Genomic DNA, 16,933 nt, shown 5'->3' with positions numbered 1-16,933 from the left:
CGCTGATGGTGAGAGAGTCCATATCCGTTGGATACTGGCCCTCCATGTCTCCGTAGTAGATGCTGAGCGCCGAACGGATGGAACCCAGGTTCCCTTTCGAAGCACCCTCGCCCGACTTGCGAATCAGCTGCGCGAACTTCGGGATGGCGATAGCCGCCAAAATACCTATGATTGCAACCACGATCATCAACTCGATGAGCGTGAAACCCGAAGCCTTGAGTCTTTTGCTGCTCTTCTGTGCTCTCATGCTATACCCCCTTTTGTACCGGTATCATAATCCAGGGTAAACAGTCCATATCCCGGCACGCACCAATATAGCCCTAAGGGCACCGCTACAACTTCTTGGCAATTATAAAAGGAACGCGCAACCTTGTCAATAGCAATCTGCGCACAGGCCTAAAAGGGGCTGGCGACTCGGCCGCCGCCGCGGCGATCTCCTGGGACATAGTCTTCGAGAGCCCCAGGTTCACAGCGGAGTCTGGGTCGTGGAGCGCAGCTCGACCGGGGTCTCCAAGTCGAGGATGAGGTACAAGTGCTCGAGGATGTCCGGAACGGATATCCTGTAAAGGAGAAGGTCGATGCGCTCCCGGCCGAGCCGGCCGCTCAAGAAACTGTAGCCTTCAAGGGATGTGTGGCGCTTTTCGTAGACCAGACTCACGTCCATGGTCGAACCCGCCGATGACCTTATTCCCCTCTCGTCGTACTCCAGGTTCAACTGGATGGGTGCTAGCTCCCGTCCGGAAGCCTTAATCCAGGCCCGGCCCGAAAGCCCTCCCTTTCCGGGCTTTACCAGAGCCGCGTAATCGCGCCCCTGGGTATGGCCCTCCAGGCGCGTGGAACCATCCGGCGCGACGCCCTTATCCAAGCTGGTTTCGACGCCGCCCACGTAGCCAACTATGGCGCGGTCCTTCACGGCCAGCGCCACTTCCCGCCAGGCCCGGTCCGAAAGCTCGCGTATGTAGGGCTGGGGGCCCCCGCGATCGATCTCCAGCTCCATGTACCTCGTGCCCGCCATGCCCTTGATGACGGACACGCCCGCCGCGGCCTCCCGCAGCATCTCATCGGCGGGAGCCAAACCGAGGAGCAAGGTCAAGATGGCAAGCTCGCGATTGCCGCAGGACTCGCCGTGGCCCAAGGCATCGAAGCCCCAGCGGCCGCGGTAGATGACCCCGTCGTCGAAGTGGGCCATGGCGTCGTAGCCCCAGCGACCCCGGTAGAGCACCCCGTCATCCAAGCGGGCAAAAGGATCGTAGCCGTAAGCCCCCTTGTGAAAAACATTGTCATCGATGTGAAAAATGGCGTCGTAGCCGTAGTGGCCCTTGTAGACCTTGTCGTCATAGATATGGGCAATGGCCTCCCTGCGGTCGCGGTAGACGACGCCGTTGTCAATCTCGGCCAGAAGCTCGTAGCCGAAGCGGCCCGCGTAGAGCCGGCAGGACTGGGCCCGAGCTGGGGCCAGGTTTGAAGTACCGCTCAAAAGCAACAGAACTGCGACAATTAGGTATTTTTTCTTCACTGTCCCTCCACAGAGTTTCGCTGTGAAGAGATTGCCTTTTATGCGGAACGGCTGAGATGGGCCTTTCGGCCTATTTGGGGCGATACAAAGGACCTACCACTTTTGGGGAGGAAAGTTGTCCACAAAAATTTCCCGCGAAGTTTTGGGGATAAGTCGGTCAAGAAAATGCTCAGCCTGCAAAGTACAAGAGAAGCTCAAGTCCCCCATCTCTCGACTGCTTTCCTCCTCCTTCGGGGAGGAAAGCGACATGGGCAAGGGGGGCTTTGCAGGCCCTAGCCTGCAAAGTATAAAAGAAGTTCAAGTCCCCCCCCTCTCGACTGCTTCCCTCCCCACGGGGAGGGAAGCGACATGGGCAAGGGGGGACTTGAACCCCCAAGGCCTTGCGGCCACACGGTCCTGAGCCGTGCGCGTCTGCCAATTCCGCCACCTGCCCTATAATCGCAAGCCTCCCCCGCGGGGAGGCGCGCAGCCGCAGAGGGGGCCGCGCGTTCTTTTTTGTTAAACTATTTTACTAAATATGAAGCGCCAAAAGGATGCCGAGGACGTGATCCCCGTCGCCACCCACCGCAAAGCCCGGCAATTCTACGAGATTTTGGAAACCTACGAGGCGGGACTAAGCCTGGCCGGCCCCGAGGTCAAATCCCTGCGCGCGGGGCGGGCCTCCCTCGACGGCTGCTTCGGGCGCCAGGACAAGGACGAGCTATTCCTCTTTAATTTCTACATTCCCCCCTACCAGCACAGCTCGGACCCGTCCTTGGACACGCGCCGGGCGCGCAAGCTGCTCCTGAACAAGGGCGAGATCCAGAGGATCTCTGGAAAGCTCCAGACCAAGGGCCTGACCTTGGTCCCGCTCGAGGTCTACTTCAAGCGCGGCTGGGCCAAGGTGAGCCTGGCGCTGGCCCGCGGCAAGAGGGGAGCCGACCGGCGAGAAGATTTGAAGAAAAAAGACGCGGCCCGCGAGGCCGAGAAGAGCTTTAAAGGGAAGTATAGGGGCTAGATTCCTCTAGCCCCAGGAAGTGTGTCCATCGTTCTAAAACCTCACCCCGAATCCCCCCTCCAGTCCGCCCTGGCCGTGCGCGACCGTATAGGCGAGGTTGGCGTAAAAGAAGTGCCAGGGCTTGAAAGTCATGCCCGCGGTGAACCGCGTCTCGAGGGTGGTCGCCACGGCCCCGTTCAAGGTCGGGTCCAAGGTCGAGGAACGCACCACCAGGCGAGTGCGGTCGCAGCCAGCACCCATGTAGGGCACGAACTGGGGCGTTCCCATCGAGGCCACGAGGCTCGCCCCGAGATGCGAGGCGGAGAAATGCTGGTGCACCACGGAGTGCCCCACTCCCGAGACCAGGACCTGGGGGGCCCATGGGGTGTCGGAGACCTTGAGCAGGCCATAGCGCAGGCCCCCGCCAGCAATGGTGAGGCCCTGGTAGCTGATCCCGCGCACGAAGCCGTCCACCTTGAAGGGCATCCCTACCTCGGCCTGGACCCAAGGCAAGCCGAAAACCGTGACGCCGTTGTTCCGCAGGATCAGGTCGTTTCTGTCGGGCTTGAACTGCATGCTCCCGCGCGCCCCGATGTCAAAGCCGGAGAAGCCCAGGCTTCTGCCGCTGTGGAAGGTGGCAGAGCCGAGGACGCCGCCGAGGTCCCTGGCGAAGGGCTTGAGCGAGCCGCTGTCGGCAAGCCGCTGGAACGCCCCGTACTGGTCCGCCCACAAAGCCGGGGTCGAGATCAGCAGAAGGGCGGCGCAAATGATTTTCCTGTTCATAGTTGGCTCCCGATTATTCTGGAATAAGCGATGCGCAGGCCCTGCAAAGTCAGGTCTGGGACGAGGGGAATGGACCGGGGCCAGTCCCTCTGGAAAAGGCCCGAAAGCCCACCCGTGGCCATCACCTGGACCTTCTTCAGCCCCCGAGCCTCCGGCTTCATCTCGCGCAAAGTCTCCTTGAGGACTTTCTCAACCATGCCCAAATAACCGAAGTAAAGCCCGGCTTGAATGCATTCGACCGTTTCCTTGCCGATGGCGCGGCAAGGCCGTCGGATCTCCACCAGGGGAAGCTGGGCCGTGCCCTCGGCCAAGGCCCGGGCGCTCAGGCGCGGCCCCGGCAGGATGGCCCCCCCCAGGTAGTCCCCCCGCCTCGATACGCAGTCGAAGGTCGTGGCCGTTCCGAAATCGATCACCACTGCCGGCCCCCGGGCGCGCTCGAAGGCGGCCAAGGCGTTCAATATCCGGTCCGCCCCCACCTGCTCGGGGCACTCCACCTTGAACTTTATCCCGAGCGGGGCGGACGGCGTCACGGCCACGGCTCTCCGGGAAAAGCTCTTCCAGACCGCGCCCTCCAGGGCGCGGTCCACACAAGGCACCACGCTTGCGTAGACGACCGCGTCCACGGCGACTCCGCGGGCCGCGGCCTCCTTGGCCAAGGCCCGTCCCAAGGCCGCCGCGGAGACCGCCGGCTCGGTCTCAAAACGCCACTCGGCCGAGAGCTTTCCCCCCATGAAAGCCCCGACCGTGATATTGGTGTTGCCGACGTCGAGAGCAAGCAGGGCCAATTATTTAAGGGCGGCCGACAGCTCCTTGACCGCCGAGGCCGATTTCTGGAGCTCCACTCGCTCCTCGACCGAAAGGTTGAGCTGCAGTATCTGCTCTATGCCGCGCGCGCCGAGCTTGACCGGCACGCCCACGAAGACCCCTTCGATGCCGTACTCCCCCTCGAGATAGGCCGCGCAGGGCAGGACCTTCTTCTTGTCCTTCAAGATGGACTCGACCATCTCGGCTGCCGAGGCCGCGGGGGCGTAATAGGCCGAGCCGGTCTTCAAGAGCTTCACGATCTCGGCCCCCCCGTCGCGGGTGCGAGCATTGATGGCCGCGATCTTCTCCTTAGGCAGAAGCTCCGTGATCGGGATTCCCGCCACGGTCGAGAAGCGCGGCATCGGCACCATGGTGTCGCCGTGCCCGCCCAAGACCATGGCGTGGACGCTCTCCATGGAGACATCGAGGGCCTCCGAGATGAAGGAGCGCATGCGCGCCGAGTCGAGCACCCCAGCCATGCCGATGACGCGATGCTTGGGGAACTTCGAGGTCCGCAGGGCCACCAGGCACATGGCGTCGAGAGGGTTTGAGACGATGATGAGGATGCAGTTCGGGGATTGGCGGACCACCTGCTCGGTCACGGCCTTGACGATCCCGGCATTGGTGTTCAAGAGATCGTCGCGGCTCATGCCGGGCTTTCTTGGGATCCCGGCCGTGATGACCACGATGTCGGAGCCCGCCGTGGCCTCGTAGCTCGTGGCCCCCGTCACGCGCGAGTCGTAGCCGTAGACGGGGGCCGACTCCACGATGTCCAGGGCCTTGCCCGCCGGCATCCCCTCGGTCTGGGGAATGTCCACGGCCACCACGTCGCAGATCTCCATCTCGGCCAGCCTTTGGACGAGAGTGGCGCCGACGTTTCCGGCTCCGACGACGGTTACTTTGTTTCTCATATTTTTCTCCTATAAGACGCTAGCGCCAAATTGGCGAGCTCGCCTATAACGGAATATTTCCGTGTTTTTTTGGGATTCTCTCTATTTTTTTGCTTCTTAAAAACTGGAAGGCCTTGACCGCCTTGGCTCGGGTCTCGCCGGCCTCGATGACCTCGTCTATGTAGCCGCGCTGGGCGGCCTGGTAAGGCGAGGCAAAATTCCTGGCGTAATCGTCTATGAGCTCCTGCCGCCGCTTGGCCGGGTCCTTGGCCGCCTTGATCTCGCGCTTAAACAGAATGTCCACCGCCCCCTGGGGCCCCATCACCGCGATCTCGGCGCAGGGCCAAGCGAAGTTCAAGTCCCCGCGGATGTGCTTGGAGCTCATCACGTCGTAGGCCCCCCCGTAGGCCTTCCTCAAAATGACCGTCACCTTGGGGACCGTGGCCTGGCAGTAGGCGTAGAGGAGCTTGGCCCCCTTGCGGATGATGCCGTCGTGCTCCTGCTCCAGGCCCGGCCAATAGCCGGGCACGTCCACCAAGGTGAGGATGGGGATGTTGAAGGCATCGCAGAAGCGCACGAAGCGCGCCCCCTTTTCGCTGGCATCGATGTCGAGAGCGCCGGAGAGCACCGAGGAGTTGTTGGCCACGACCCCGACCGACTCACCGTTCAAACGGATGAACCCCGCCACGATGTTCTTGGCGAACTGCCGGTGCACCTCGAGAAACTGATGCCCATCGGCGATCTCCCAGATGACCTCATGCACGCGGTAGGGCTTCTTGGGATCGGCCTCGGAGAGGCCCTGCAGGAACTCGCTCTTGCGGCGGGGGTCATCGGAGGGGATGACGGCCTTGGGAGCCTCCGAGCAGTTCTGGGGCAGGTACTCCAAGAGCTCGCGGATCTGCCGGAAGCAGTCCTGCTCCGAGCCCGCCATGAAATGGCAAACCCCGGACTTGGCGGAGTGGGTCTGGGCCCCCCCCAAAGACTCGAAATCGCAGGTTTCTCCAGTCGCGGATTTTATCACCTCAGGGCCGGTGATGAACATATGGCTCGAGCCCTCGACCATGTACACGAAATCGGTGAGGGCCGGCGAATACACGGCCCCACCGGCGCAGGGACCTAGGATCGCCGATATCTGGGGGACGAGGCCGGAGGCCTGGACGTTGCGGTAGAATATCTCGGCGTAGCCGCCCAAAGACTCCACCCCCTCCTGGATGCGCGCCCCCCCGGAATCGCATAGCCCGATCACCGGAACCTTGGCCGAGACCGCCATATCCATGAGCTTGCATATCTTCATGGCGTGGGCCAGCCCCAAAGACCCCCCCATCACCGTAAAGTCCTGGGAGTAGAGGCAGACGTTGCGGCCGTTGATGCGGGCAAACCCCGTCACCACCCCGTCGGCCGGCAGGTACTTGCCCTCCAGGCCTAACTCCCGACAGCGCTTCTCGACGAGCAGGTCCACCTCCTCGAAGCTGTCGTCATCCACGAGAAGCTCGATGCGCTCCCGGGCCAGAAGCTTGCCCTGCTCCTTCTGGGCCTTCTCCTTGTCGGGGCTTCCCCCGGCCATGGCCCGGCTTTGGCGGGCCTTCAGGTCCCGGGTCTTTCCGGACAGAAGGGGCTTGGACGTCTTGCGGTTCTCGGCCATCAGGCCTCCTCCACGAGCTCGACTAGGACCCCGTGGGCGTGTTTTGGGTGAAGAAAGCAGACCCGATGCCCGCGGGCGCCGGGGCGGGGCTCCGGCTCCAAGGCGGGCAGGCCTTTCAGGGCCAGGCGCGCCATTTGATCCTTGAGCCCCGGGGCCTTGAAGGCCACATGGTGAAGTCCCGGACCCCGGGTTTTGAGGAACTTGGCGACGGCCCCGCCTTCTCCCAGCGGCTCCAGAAGCTCGAGGGCGGTCTCCCCGGCCTGGAGAAATGCCACCGTCACGCCCTGCGCAGCCACCTCTTCGCGGTGGCTGACCTCGAGGCCCAAGGCCTCTCGGTAGAAGGGCAGCGCCTCTTCGATGGACGCCACCGCTATGCCGACGTGGTCAATGTTCACGGCCGACCTCGCTAGCCAGATGATAAATAAGAGCTTGCATCAGCCCGACAAACCGCTCATCATCCAACGCAGCCGAAGAATTATTCCACCCGGCGCTCAGGCAGAAAGCCTGAGGACCTTTACTCCTCAACAACCACGTCATATTGATCACGCCGGGCTCGGAGCCCCCTTTATAGCCGGCGTAGGGGAAAATCTCTCTGGGGACGTCCAAGCCGGGGTTGATCGCCATGATCTTAAGGGCCTCTTCATAACGGCCCGATACGTGGAAATGGTCCATCAAGCGGCAAAGGTCCGAGGGAGAGGCGAACCATTCAATGCTGTCCACCGCCGTGGGCTTGGACCAGCCCAAACCCTCACGCCCAAGAGTCTTGAGCTCGCCCAATATCCCGCGCTTGCCGGCCTCGTCGGCTTCGAGGTAGCGCCTCATAAACTCCGGCCGGCTTTTAAGCTTGAACATCTCCAAAGTTGACAGAAATGGGATGGAACGGTAAAAATTTCTGTTGCCAAGCTTCCAGAGCATGGCTTCCACCCGATGGCGGCCGACGTAGTCCAATAGATGGTCCGTGGCCGTGTTGTCGCTGATGGAAATCATGAGCGAGGCCAAGGTGTGCACCGTGATGGGAGACCCCGCCGGCCAAGCCTGGAGCTTCCCGGAGGGAAGCGACTTCAAGTCCTCGCGTATTCTCAGCACCTCGTCCCAGGGTCTGCGGTCCTCGACCAAGAGAGCCAGGATATAAAGCTTGAACGTAGAGCCCAAGGCCAAAGCCGCGTCCGGGTTCAAGTAGTACAAGACCTCGGACGCGGGGCCAAGCCAGGTGAGGCTCAAACCCGCGGAACCGGGAAATTTTTTCATCTCGTCCACAACGCCCTGGATGGAGCCGTAAGACCTGACGGGCTCCCCCAGGCGGAGGCCGGTGATCTTGCCCGTCCGGGGCGAGACTTGCAAAGTGATCTTGATGAAAACGCCTCTCTCGAACGAGAGCACGGCGCTCCCCAAAAATTCATTCTCCTTGGAAGCCAAGAAAACGGACACGGCCCTGCCGTGCTTTAAGTAGTACTCCCGGAATAATTCCCGGAATTTCTCGGCCGGCAGAATAGCAAGAAGGCTGGGATCCAGTATATCCTCGAGCCCCTCCGGATTCGGCGCGAATTTCCCGGACACCTGTCGGGCGCTCCGAAGGAGCGCGCCCTCTTGCGCGACATACAGGGAGAGCCCCGGCCCGGAGCCCAGAGCCTGGGCTCGGATGCCTTGAAGCGCCCGCGCGAAGGCCTGGTCCGACCCTGCCGCCGCGGCGCCCAAGGACCACGCCGGATATACCAGAGAGGCGACGATCGCCAAGACGGAAGTTATCCACAAAACTTTCCCGCGAAGTTTGTGGGGATAACCGCTGCGGCTATGGTCGCCCACAGTCGCGCGGCCGGCTGCAGTCCCGCGGCCGGCTGCAGTCCTGCGGCGAAGCTGGAAGAGCTTATTCATTTCCCCAAAATCTCGAGCCCCAAGGTCACGGGGTCGGTCTTGTGCTCGACCAGCGCCTCCAAGTGCTTCTCGGAGATGCGGTCGAGAGCGCTCTTGAAGATCCGGCGCGAGATGTAGAGAGAGAGCTCCTCGCGGTGCTGCTCCTTGAGGCGCCGGCGGCCGGCGGGACTCTCTTGCAAGTGCCTCCAATGCGCCTCGATGGCGCGGCCCAATTCCTCGACCCCGGTACCGGTGAGAGCCGACGTCGAGAGCACCGGCGTTTCCCAGCCGTCCGAGCAGGCCCCGGCGGCTCTTCCCAGGCCAAGGGCCGCGCTGAGGTCGCTCACGGCCTTGTCTATTCCCGGCAAATCCGCCTTGTTGACGATGAATAGATCCCCGATCTCCATGATCCCGGCCTTCATGGCCTGGATCTCGTCTCCCATGTGGGGCACGGTCAAATACAGAACGGTGTCGGCTACCTTGGCGATTTCCACCTCGTCCTGCCCGGTGCCGACGGTCTCTATGATGATTTTATGGAATCCCGCGGCCTCGAGGACATGGATCGCGCCGAAAATCGTGTGGGAAACCCCCCCCACCATGCCGCGCGAGGCCAGGCTCCGGATGAACACACCGGAGTCCATAGCGTGCTCCTGGATGCGCAGGCGGTCTCCAAGGAACGCCCCCCCGGTGATGGGGCTCGAGGGATCCACCGCGAGAATGCCGACCTTGAGGCCCCGCTTGCGCCAGTGAGAGACCAGGCGGCTGGTGAGCGAGGACTTGCCCGTTCCCGGCGGCCCGCAGATCCCGATCTTCTGGGCCGTCCCGGACTTCGGGAAAAAAGTCCGGATCAGGGAATCAGAGTCCGGAGCCTCGTCTATGACCCGTGAGAGAGCCCGCGAAACCGAGGCTGGGTCGCCTCTCCCGACGCCCGCCGCCAGGTCACCTCGCTCGCCTTTTCGCGCCACGTGCCGGCGGAGCCTCTTGGGGAGAAAGATTTTGCTTAAGGTACTCCACGATCGCGGAAAGAGGCGTGCCAGGGCCGAAAACCTGGCAGATTCCCTTTTTCTTGAGAAGCGGGACATCCTCGTCCGGAATGATGCCCCCACCGAAAACAAGCACGTCCTTGAGGCCGAGCTCCTTGAGACGGGCGGTCACCTGCGGGAAAAGCGTCATGTGGGCCCCCGAAAGAAGGGAAAGACCCACCGCGTCCACGTCCTCCTGCATGGCGGCCTGCGCGATCATTTCCGGGGTCTGGCGTATTCCCGTGTAAATGACCTCGAAGCCCGCGTCCCTCAAGGCGCGCACGATCACCTTGGCCCCGCGGTCGTGTCCGTCGAGACCCGGCTTTGCGATGAGGACTCGGTAGGGACTCGCGGAAACTACCATGCCGCCTCCTGATTTTTCATGAGCTCGACGAAGGCCTCGACGACCGCGGGATCAAAGCGCGTCCCCGCCCCCTTCTTGGCCTCCTGAAGGGCGCGCTCCCGCAGCTCCGCCCCCTTGAGCCCCATCATGCGCATCTCCTCCACGCTCTCCACGAGCCCCAGGATGCGGGCGCCGAGAGGAATCTCCTCCCCCCAGAGCTTGCCCGGAAAGCCCGACCCGTCGAAGCGTTCGTGGTGATGGCGGATCATGGGGAGGGCCCCCTCCAGCATCTTGACCCCCTCGAGCATCTTGACCGAGAGGAGGGGATGAAGCTCCTCTGCGGCGCTAGAGACCCCGACCTCGGCCAGGACCCGGGGGTTCTTGTAGGCGGTGTAGCCGAGGTCGTGGAGTATTCCCGCGTAATAGAGCATGCGGTACTGGTAATCGTCCACCCCGAGAAAGCGGCCGATGGCGCAGGCAAGCCTGGCCGAGCGCATCGGGTGTTCTCCCATGGCCGGTTTCGATACCTCGATGACGTCCACCAGGACCTCGATGATGTGCGAGAAAAAGTTTTTCTGCTCCGATATGATCTTGGCGTTGGTGATGGCGACCGACGCGAGGCTGGCCAAGCTCGAAAGCAGGCCAATCTCCTTCTCCGCGAACTGCCCGCGCCTCTTGTTCAGGACCTCGACCACGCCGACGAGCTCCCCGCGGTAGAGCATGGGCACGCAGAGAAGCGATCTAGTGATGAAACCCGAAGCCTTGTCGAATTTCCCCGCGAAGCGCGGGTCCGAGGCGCAGTCGTTGACGAGCTCCGGCTTCTGATGCTGGGCCACCCAGCCCGCGATGCCGTGGCCGAAGGGCAAGGTCATGGTCTTCAATGCCTTGGCCTTATCCCCCGAGGCGACCTTGAAATACAGGCTCTTCCTGTCGTCGCTGACGAGCATGATGGCGCTGGCCTCGCAATCGAGGAGCCGTTCGGCGGCCATGCCGATCTTCTGGAGGAGGAAATCGAGGTCTACGGTGGAGTTCAGGCTTCCAGCGATCGAAAAGAGCTCAAGGGCCAGCCCCAGGTCCATGTCCGCCGCCTTGCTCCCGTTTGGGGCCGTCATTCAGCGCCTCCCAGGACCTCGCGCACCGTGGTGAGCCCCATCAAGACCTTCTCGAGCCCGTCTTGGACGATAAGGCGCATCCCCTCCTTCATGGCCATATCCCGGACTGGATCAGCCGCGACCTCCTTGAGGCAGAGGGTCCGCAAGGAGTCCGACATGACCAAGAGCTCGTGCAGACCCACCCGGCCCTTGTAGCCCAGATTCTTGCAGGAGGAGCAGCCCCCCTCCTTGGGCGGGCCGAAGATCTTCGCCCCGGCGGGGATAACGACCTTGTTCTCCTTGAAAATCTGGACCTCCTCGGGAGTCGGCTCATGGGGGATCTTGCAGTCCGGGCAGAGGCGGCGAGAGAGGCGCTGGGCCAGGATCGCCTTGATGGTGGTCGCCACCATGAAGGAGGGTATCCCCATGTCGGTCAAGCGAGAGATCGCGGAGGAGGCGTCGTTGGTGTGGATCGTGGAGAAAACCAAGTGGCCGGTCATGGCTGCCTCCATGGCAATATGGGCCGTCTCCTCGTCTCGGATCTCGCCCACCATGATGACGTCGGGGTCCAGGCGCAGGAAGGAGCGCAGGGCCGCGGCGAAGTCGAACTTCTTATTTTCCCCGAGCTTAAGGTCCGGGTTGACCGGAACCTGGACGATGCCGTCGAGATTGTATTCCACCGGGTTCTCGGCGGTAAGAATCTTGATGTCGGGGCGGTTGACGCGGTTCAGCGCGGCGTAAAGCGTCGTGGATTTACCCGAGCCCGTGGGACCGCAGACCAGGATCAGGCCGAAGTTCTTCTTTCCCCCGATGCCCCTTAAGAGGCTCAAGAATCTCTCCTGAGTGTCCTTCATGAACCCCATCTTTAGAATATCCACCTGAACGGATTTACGGTCGAGTATGCGCATGACGCATGACTCCCCATAGACGGTGGGAACCATCTCCACGCGGAACTCGATGGGGTTGCCCTGGGCCAGGATATGGATGCGCCCCGACTGCGGGATGCGCCGCTCCGTGATGTTCATGGAGTTGGTCATGATCTTGATCTTGGCCGCGACCGCGTTGCGGTAGCTCCAGGGGACCTCGAAGGGTCCGGGCAGAAGGCGCCCGTCCACGCGGTAGCGGAGCAAAATCTTGGAGTTCTTGCCCAGAGCGTCCTCGAAGGGCTCGATGTGGATGTCGGAGGCCTTCATGGAAAGCGCTCCCAAAATGACGGCGTTGACGAGCTTCTCGACCTCCGGCGCGGTGGCGTCGACCTCGGTGATGTCGGTCTTGGCCTGCTCCGGCACGAGCTCCATCTGGCCCTCGGCCGCGTCCTCCCCGTCCTTCTTGACCACCTCGGCGATGAGGCGGTTCATGGCGTCGCCCTCCCCACGGCCGTAGGCGCCGTTCAGGGCCGCGAGAATGTCGTTGGGCATGGCCAGATAAGGCTTGATCTCGAGGCCCGTGCGCAGCTGGATGTCCTCCGAGACGAAGAAATCCAGGGGATCGGCCATGGCGATGAAGAGCGCGTTCTCCTCCTTGGCGAAGGGAATGGCCAGGTGCCTGCGGGCCACCGCCTCGGGGATGATCTTGGCGATTTCGATCTCCACGTCCATTTGGTTCAAGTCCACGGCCTTGACCTGCCACTCCTCGGCCAGGCACTTGAGAAGCTGGGGCTTGCCGAGGAAATTCAAATCCAGGACCGCCTGCTGGAAGAGCGCGTTGGTCTTGCGGCAGTGCGCCTCGACTTCCTTGGCCTGGTCGGCCGAGAGGAGTTCGCGCCCCGCCAGAATCTCGTTGGCATTCTTGCGCCTCTGCAGGCCTCTAACGGGCATGATGCTCTCCGAATTGGCGGCGCAGAACGCCGCAGATTTCCCCTAGCGTAGCCGAGGATTCTACGCAGCTCAAAATGACGGGGAAGAGATTTTCCTTGGAAGCGGCGGCCTCGGACAAGTTTTCAAGAGCGCGACGGACGCAGGACCGGTCCCGGCGCTCCTTGAATTTCTTGAGCTTCTTCAACTGCTCGCGCTCGACGCCCGGCGGCACTTTCAGAGTCGCCAAACATTTTCTTGGCTCCGACGACTGCAGGCAGTTGACTCCCACGATCCTGCGCGCCCCGGACTCCAACCCGCGCTGGTACTGGTAGGCCCTTTCCTGTATCTCGGACTGGGCCTGGCCGCTCTCGATCAGGCCACGAATGCCGCCTTGCTGGCGGATCCGGCCCAAGCTCTCCAAAATCCGCTTCTCGAGCTCCGCGGTGAGCGATTCCACCGCGAAGGCGCCGCCCACCGGGTCCACCGTGTCGGCTACCCCAGTCTCATGCGCCAAGATCTGCTGGGTTCTCAAGGCAAGCTCCGCCGACTCCTGGGTAGGCAAGGCCAAGGCCTCGTCGTAGGCGTTGGTGTGCAGGGATTGAGCTCCCCCCAAGGCCGCGGCCATGGCCTGCAAAGCCACCCGGACCACGTTGTTGCGCGGCTGCGCGCTCGTCAAGGTGGAGCCGCAGGTCTGGACGTGAAAGCGCAAAGAGAGGCTCTTAGGGTCCTGGGCCGAGTAATCCTCCCGCATCACTGTGGCCCAAACCCGCCGGGCCGCGCGGAACTTGGCGATCTCCTCCAAGAAATGGTTGTGGCAGCCGAAAAAGAAGGCGAGCCTGGGCCCACACTCGTCCACGCCGACGCCGCGGGCCAGGATCTCCTTCAAGTAGATCTCAGCGTTGGCGAAGGTGAAGGATATCTCCTGCACCGCGTCAGAGCCCGCCTCACGGATATGGTAGCCTGAGATGGAAACGGGATGGAAGTTGGGCAGGTTCTTGAAGGAGTACTCCATGACGTCCACGGCGAGCCTCAGGCTCGGCCCCACGGGGTATATCTGGGTGCCGCGGGCCAGGAACTCCTTCAAAATGTCGTTCTGAAGCGTGCCCCGCAGGAGCCTGGGCTCGACGCCCCGGCGCTTGGCCGCGGCAACGTAGAAAGCGAGGATGACGGCGGCCGTGGCGTTGATGGTAAGAGAAGTCGAGACCTGGTCCAGGGGAATGGAATCGAAGAGCTGCTCCATGTCCGCCAAAGTCCCGACGTGCACACCCACCCGCCCGACCTCCCCCCGGGCGCGGGGATCGTCCGCGTCGAGCCCCATCTGGGTGGGAAGGTCGAAGGCGGTGGAAAGCCCGGTTTGACCCTGGGACAGGAGCCAGCGGAAGCGCTCGTTGGTCTCTTTGGCCGTGCCATAACCCGCGTACTGGCGCATGGTCCAGAGCCGGCCGCGGTACATGGTCCTCTGGATGCCCCGGGTATAGGGATATCGTCCGGGCTTTCCCGGAAAGTCCGGGCTGGGAGAGTTTTCCGGGCCGTAGTAGCGTTGAATATCGACGCCGGAAGGGGTACGGAATAAATTCTCTTCCATTTACGGCACCAACTCCGACACCAACTCCACCTGGTCGCCCGGAAACGTCCGGCCTCCCAAACTGCCCGCCCGCAGCTCCAAGACGCTGCGGGCCGACAGCACCCACGGGGACAGCCGCCAGGGCTTAAGATTCTCCAGGACGCGAACCACCGTCATGCCCTTGTCGAGAAACAGAACGTCAATGGGAAATTTCATGAAAAACGTGTGTATCATGGGGCAGGGATGGATCCAAAGGCCCCCCGCAGGCTCGAGCCTCTCCCGGCCCAAGAGCCCGCGGCTTCGCGACTCGTAATCCTCGGCCTTCTCCACCTTGCACGCGATCTCGAACCCCCGTGTCCGGTTAAAGGCTACAAAAAATGGCCCGGCCATTCAATTGATCACCGAGAACCGGCCGGAGCCCGTTCCCTTCTCGGTCGAAATCAGAAAAATATAGGACCCGCTGGCCGCGGCCTGGCCGTTTTCATTCAAGCCGTTCCAGGAAAGGCCGGTAAGCTCGCGCACCAGTTCGTAGCTGGCGGTGTAGATTTTTATCTTGGCCTGCGCGCCCTGCAGGCTCGGCGGGATGCTGAAGGAAAGCCGGCCGTGGCGGGAGACCCGGAAGGGGTTGGGGAAGGCTATGGCCTTGGTCTCCCCGGCAGAGCCCGCCAAGGTGCCGTTGACGGCCAGGCGGAGAGCCCGGAAGGCGTTGACCCGGCCCGCGCCCTGAGCTGAGGCACTATCTCCGATATTATCGGCTCCCCCGCGGATAACGCTCTGGACCTGGGCCGGGGTCATGCCGGATTTAGCCGAGAGAATGAGGGCCGCCAGGCCCGCCACGTGGGGGGAGGCAAACGAGGTGCCGGAGGCGGATGCAGAGGCCGCGTTCAAGTCAGTGGTGAGTACGCTTACCCCGGGAGCCACCACGCCCCCGGCCGAGAGCTCCGCCCCCCGCGAGGAAAAATAAGCCACGCCGTTGCCGGAGTCCGTGGCGCCCACCGGAATCACTCCCGCGCAATTGGCCGGGGATTCCACCGCCCCCCCGGAGTTCCCCGCCGCGGCCACGACCACAACACCGGCGTTCACCGCGTTGGTGACGGCGGCCTGCAGAGGGGCAGCGCAGGCCCCGGCTCCGCCCAGGCTCAAGTTGACCACGACCTTGCCCACCCCGGCCCCGTCCTGGATGCCCCGGGCGTAGTTGAGGGCGTTGATGATCCCGTTGTCGGCGGTGACGCAGGCCCCGGCCGAGCACTCGGGAAACCCCGCCGCGCAGTCGGCGTCGGCGAAAACCTTGAGGGAGACGAGGCCCGCCCCCCAGGAGAGTCCCGCGATCGAGGAGCCGTTGTCCGAGGAAGCTGCCGCGATCCCGGCCACGCGGGTGGCGTGGTTGCAGGCGGGCGTGGGAGGGTTGTTGGCCACACAGCCCGGGAGCCCGCTCGGGTCGCAGAAGCGGCTGGCCCCCGCCACGAGCTTGCCCGACAGCTCGGGCTGGGTCCCGTCTATCCCGGAGTCGATCACGGCCACGGTCACGGCCGCGGTGTTTCCCACCTCGAACTCCCAGCCCGCGAAGGCGTTGATCTGGGCCAGAGCGTACTGGGCGTTGACCAAGGCATCGTTGGGCGCGCGGCTAGGGCGGTACACCCGGTGGGGCGAAACGGCTTCCACCCGGGGGAGATTCTTGGCCGCGCGCAAGGCGGCCGAGACCGGCGTTCCCGCCTGGAACTTGACCACGGTCCAACCGATGGACTCGAGCTCCGCCTTCACCTCGGCCCCGGCGGCGGCGAGTATCCGGGCCTTCTCGGCGGAAGCGGTGGGGCTTGCGAACTTGACCAGAAGCTCCTCGGCCACCACCTCTAGGACCCTGTCCTTGGCCGAGGCCCCCGCCAGCCTCTCGATCTTGAGGGCCAGGGCGGAGTCCGCCGTCAGGACGCCGAGGCAGAAAATTAGGGCGAGCGTCCTCACCCGGCCTGGTTTTCCTTGCGGATGATGTCCACGAGCTCGCTGATGTCGTCGAGCTCGAACTCGGCGCCGGAGTCCTTGGTGTCAAAGGTGTCGCCGTACTTGGCCCAGGCCGTGCGGATGCCGAGGTTCTTGGCCCCGGTCATGTCGCGCTCGGCCCAGTCGCCCACCATGAGGGTCTCCTCGGGCTTGGTGCCGAGGACCTTGAGGGCGCGGCGGAAAGGCTCCGGGGCGGGCTTCTTGACCCCGGTGTCCTCGGAGGTGATCACCTCGTCGAAATAGTTGTGCAGGCCCAGGCCCACGATGCGCAGCCAAACCGCGAGCTTGGGAGCATCGGAGACCACCACGCAGCGGATCCCCATCTTCATGAGCTGGGTCAAGGCGAGGCTCACGTGGGGGTAGAGCGCCATGGTCCCGGCCTTGGCCCGGCGGTAGCCGATGATCCCGGCGGCCAGTATCTTGTAGTCTATGCGGCCGAATTCCTTCTTCAATATCTTGTCGAAGATGTTTTGGTCCTCGACCCCGTCCTGCCAATAGAGATCGAATATCTTCTCGACCATTTTCTCCTTCTCGATTTTAAGCCCCGCGTCCATCATCCCCTCCACCGCGGAATCGATGGCCGCCCGCTTCATTTTCATGAAGTCGGTGAGGGTGTTGTCGATGTCAAAAATAACGGCTTTGATCATAGTCGCAAGCCTC

General features: G+C 63.0%; 16 protein-coding genes, 1 tRNA gene and 1 pseudogene. 1 reads left to right on the top strand and 17 read right to left on the bottom strand.

Annotation, left to right across the window (positions count from 1 at the left end):
- Positions 1 to 133 precede the first annotated feature (133 nt).
- The 3 genes and pseudogenes from HY921_04765 to HY921_04755 all read right to left on the bottom strand — a co-directional run bounded on the left by HY921_04765 (position 134) and on the right by HY921_04755 (position 1,949).
- Positions 134 to 247 (bottom strand): annotated as a pseudogene (locus HY921_04765) (prepilin-type N-terminal cleavage/methylation domain-containing protein).
- 219 nt (positions 248 to 466) lie between these two features.
- Positions 467 to 1,516: a hypothetical protein gene (locus HY921_04760; protein MBI5630179.1), complete on the bottom strand. Its 1,050-nt coding sequence runs from the start codon at positions 1,514 to 1,516 to the stop codon at positions 467 to 469.
- Positions 1,517 to 1,865: 349 nt separating this feature from the next.
- Positions 1,866 to 1,949: transfer RNA gene (locus tag HY921_04755), tRNA-Leu, on the bottom strand.
- 84 nt (positions 1,950 to 2,033) lie between these two features.
- Here HY921_04755 and smpB point away from each other — a divergent pair.
- Complete coding sequence (smpB, locus tag HY921_04750) at positions 2,034 to 2,513, top strand: SsrA-binding protein SmpB (protein ID MBI5630178.1); 480 nt, start codon at positions 2,034 to 2,036, stop codon at positions 2,511 to 2,513.
- Positions 2,514 to 2,546: 33 nt separating this feature from the next.
- Here smpB and HY921_04745 read toward each other — a convergent pair whose 3' ends face one another.
- The 14 genes from HY921_04745 to HY921_04680 are packed head-to-tail and all read right to left on the bottom strand — an operon-like array spanning position 2,547 to position 16,920.
- Entirely contained in the window at positions 2,547 to 3,275 is a 729-nt protein-coding gene (locus tag HY921_04745; protein MBI5630177.1) for a hypothetical protein, read from the bottom strand.
- Entirely contained in the window at positions 3,272 to 4,060 is a 789-nt protein-coding gene (locus tag HY921_04740) for a type III pantothenate kinase (protein ID MBI5630176.1), read from the bottom strand. The genes HY921_04745 and HY921_04740 overlap by 4 nt, the downstream gene beginning before the upstream one ends.
- Positions 4,061 to 4,990, bottom strand: a complete 930-nt coding sequence (gene mdh, locus HY921_04735) for a malate dehydrogenase (GenBank protein ID MBI5630175.1) — start codon at positions 4,988 to 4,990, stop codon at positions 4,061 to 4,063.
- Positions 4,991 to 5,033: 43 nt separating this feature from the next.
- Positions 5,034 to 6,611, bottom strand: a complete 1,578-nt coding sequence (locus HY921_04730) for an acyl-CoA carboxylase subunit beta (GenBank protein ID MBI5630174.1) — start codon at positions 6,609 to 6,611, stop codon at positions 5,034 to 5,036.
- Positions 6,611 to 7,006: a methylmalonyl-CoA epimerase gene (gene mce, locus HY921_04725; GenBank protein ID MBI5630173.1), complete on the bottom strand. Its 396-nt coding sequence runs from the start codon at positions 7,004 to 7,006 to the stop codon at positions 6,611 to 6,613. Before mce ends, HY921_04730 begins: the two co-directional genes overlap by 1 nt.
- Positions 6,996 to 8,483 carry a serine hydrolase gene (locus tag HY921_04720; protein MBI5630172.1) on the bottom strand — a complete coding sequence of 496 codons (1,488 nt, stop codon included), beginning with the start codon at positions 8,481 to 8,483 and terminating at the stop codon, positions 6,996 to 6,998. Before HY921_04720 ends, mce begins: the two co-directional genes overlap by 11 nt.
- Positions 8,480 to 9,427, bottom strand: a complete 948-nt coding sequence (gene meaB, locus HY921_04715) for a methylmalonyl Co-A mutase-associated GTPase MeaB (GenBank protein MBI5630171.1) — start codon at positions 9,425 to 9,427, stop codon at positions 8,480 to 8,482. The genes HY921_04720 and meaB overlap by 4 nt, the downstream gene beginning before the upstream one ends.
- Entirely contained in the window at positions 9,402 to 9,848 is a 447-nt protein-coding gene (locus HY921_04710) for a cobalamin B12-binding domain-containing protein (GenBank protein ID MBI5630170.1), read from the bottom strand. Before HY921_04710 ends, meaB begins: the two co-directional genes overlap by 26 nt.
- Positions 9,842 to 10,939 (bottom strand): GAF domain-containing protein, encoded by a 1,098-nt coding sequence (locus HY921_04705; GenBank protein ID MBI5630169.1) that lies wholly within the window; start codon positions 10,937 to 10,939, stop codon positions 9,842 to 9,844. The genes HY921_04710 and HY921_04705 overlap by 7 nt, the downstream gene beginning before the upstream one ends.
- Positions 10,936 to 12,735, bottom strand: a complete 1,800-nt coding sequence (tadA, locus tag HY921_04700; protein ID MBI5630168.1) for a Flp pilus assembly complex ATPase component TadA — start codon at positions 12,733 to 12,735, stop codon at positions 10,936 to 10,938. Before tadA ends, HY921_04705 begins: the two co-directional genes overlap by 4 nt.
- Positions 12,725 to 14,299, bottom strand: coding sequence for a methylmalonyl-CoA mutase (locus tag HY921_04695; GenBank protein MBI5630167.1), 1,575 nt, complete (start codon positions 14,297 to 14,299; stop codon positions 12,725 to 12,727). The genes tadA and HY921_04695 overlap by 11 nt, the downstream gene beginning before the upstream one ends.
- Positions 14,300 to 14,668, bottom strand: a complete 369-nt coding sequence (locus HY921_04690; protein ID MBI5630166.1) for a DUF192 domain-containing protein — start codon at positions 14,666 to 14,668, stop codon at positions 14,300 to 14,302.
- On the bottom strand, positions 14,669 to 16,237 hold the full coding sequence (locus HY921_04685; GenBank protein ID MBI5630165.1) for a S8 family serine peptidase: 1,569 nt from the start codon (positions 16,235 to 16,237) through the stop codon (positions 14,669 to 14,671).
- Positions 16,234 to 16,920: an HAD-IA family hydrolase gene (locus HY921_04680; protein MBI5630164.1), complete on the bottom strand. Its 687-nt coding sequence runs from the start codon at positions 16,918 to 16,920 to the stop codon at positions 16,234 to 16,236. Before HY921_04680 ends, HY921_04685 begins: the two co-directional genes overlap by 4 nt.
- Between the last annotated feature and the right edge of the window lie 13 nt (positions 16,921 to 16,933).

This window comes from Elusimicrobiota bacterium, assembly GCA_016218575.1.
Classification (GTDB): Bacteria; Elusimicrobiota; Elusimicrobia; order UBA1565; family UBA9628; genus JACRDN01.
This window is presented reverse-complemented; position numbering and strand designations above follow the sequence as displayed.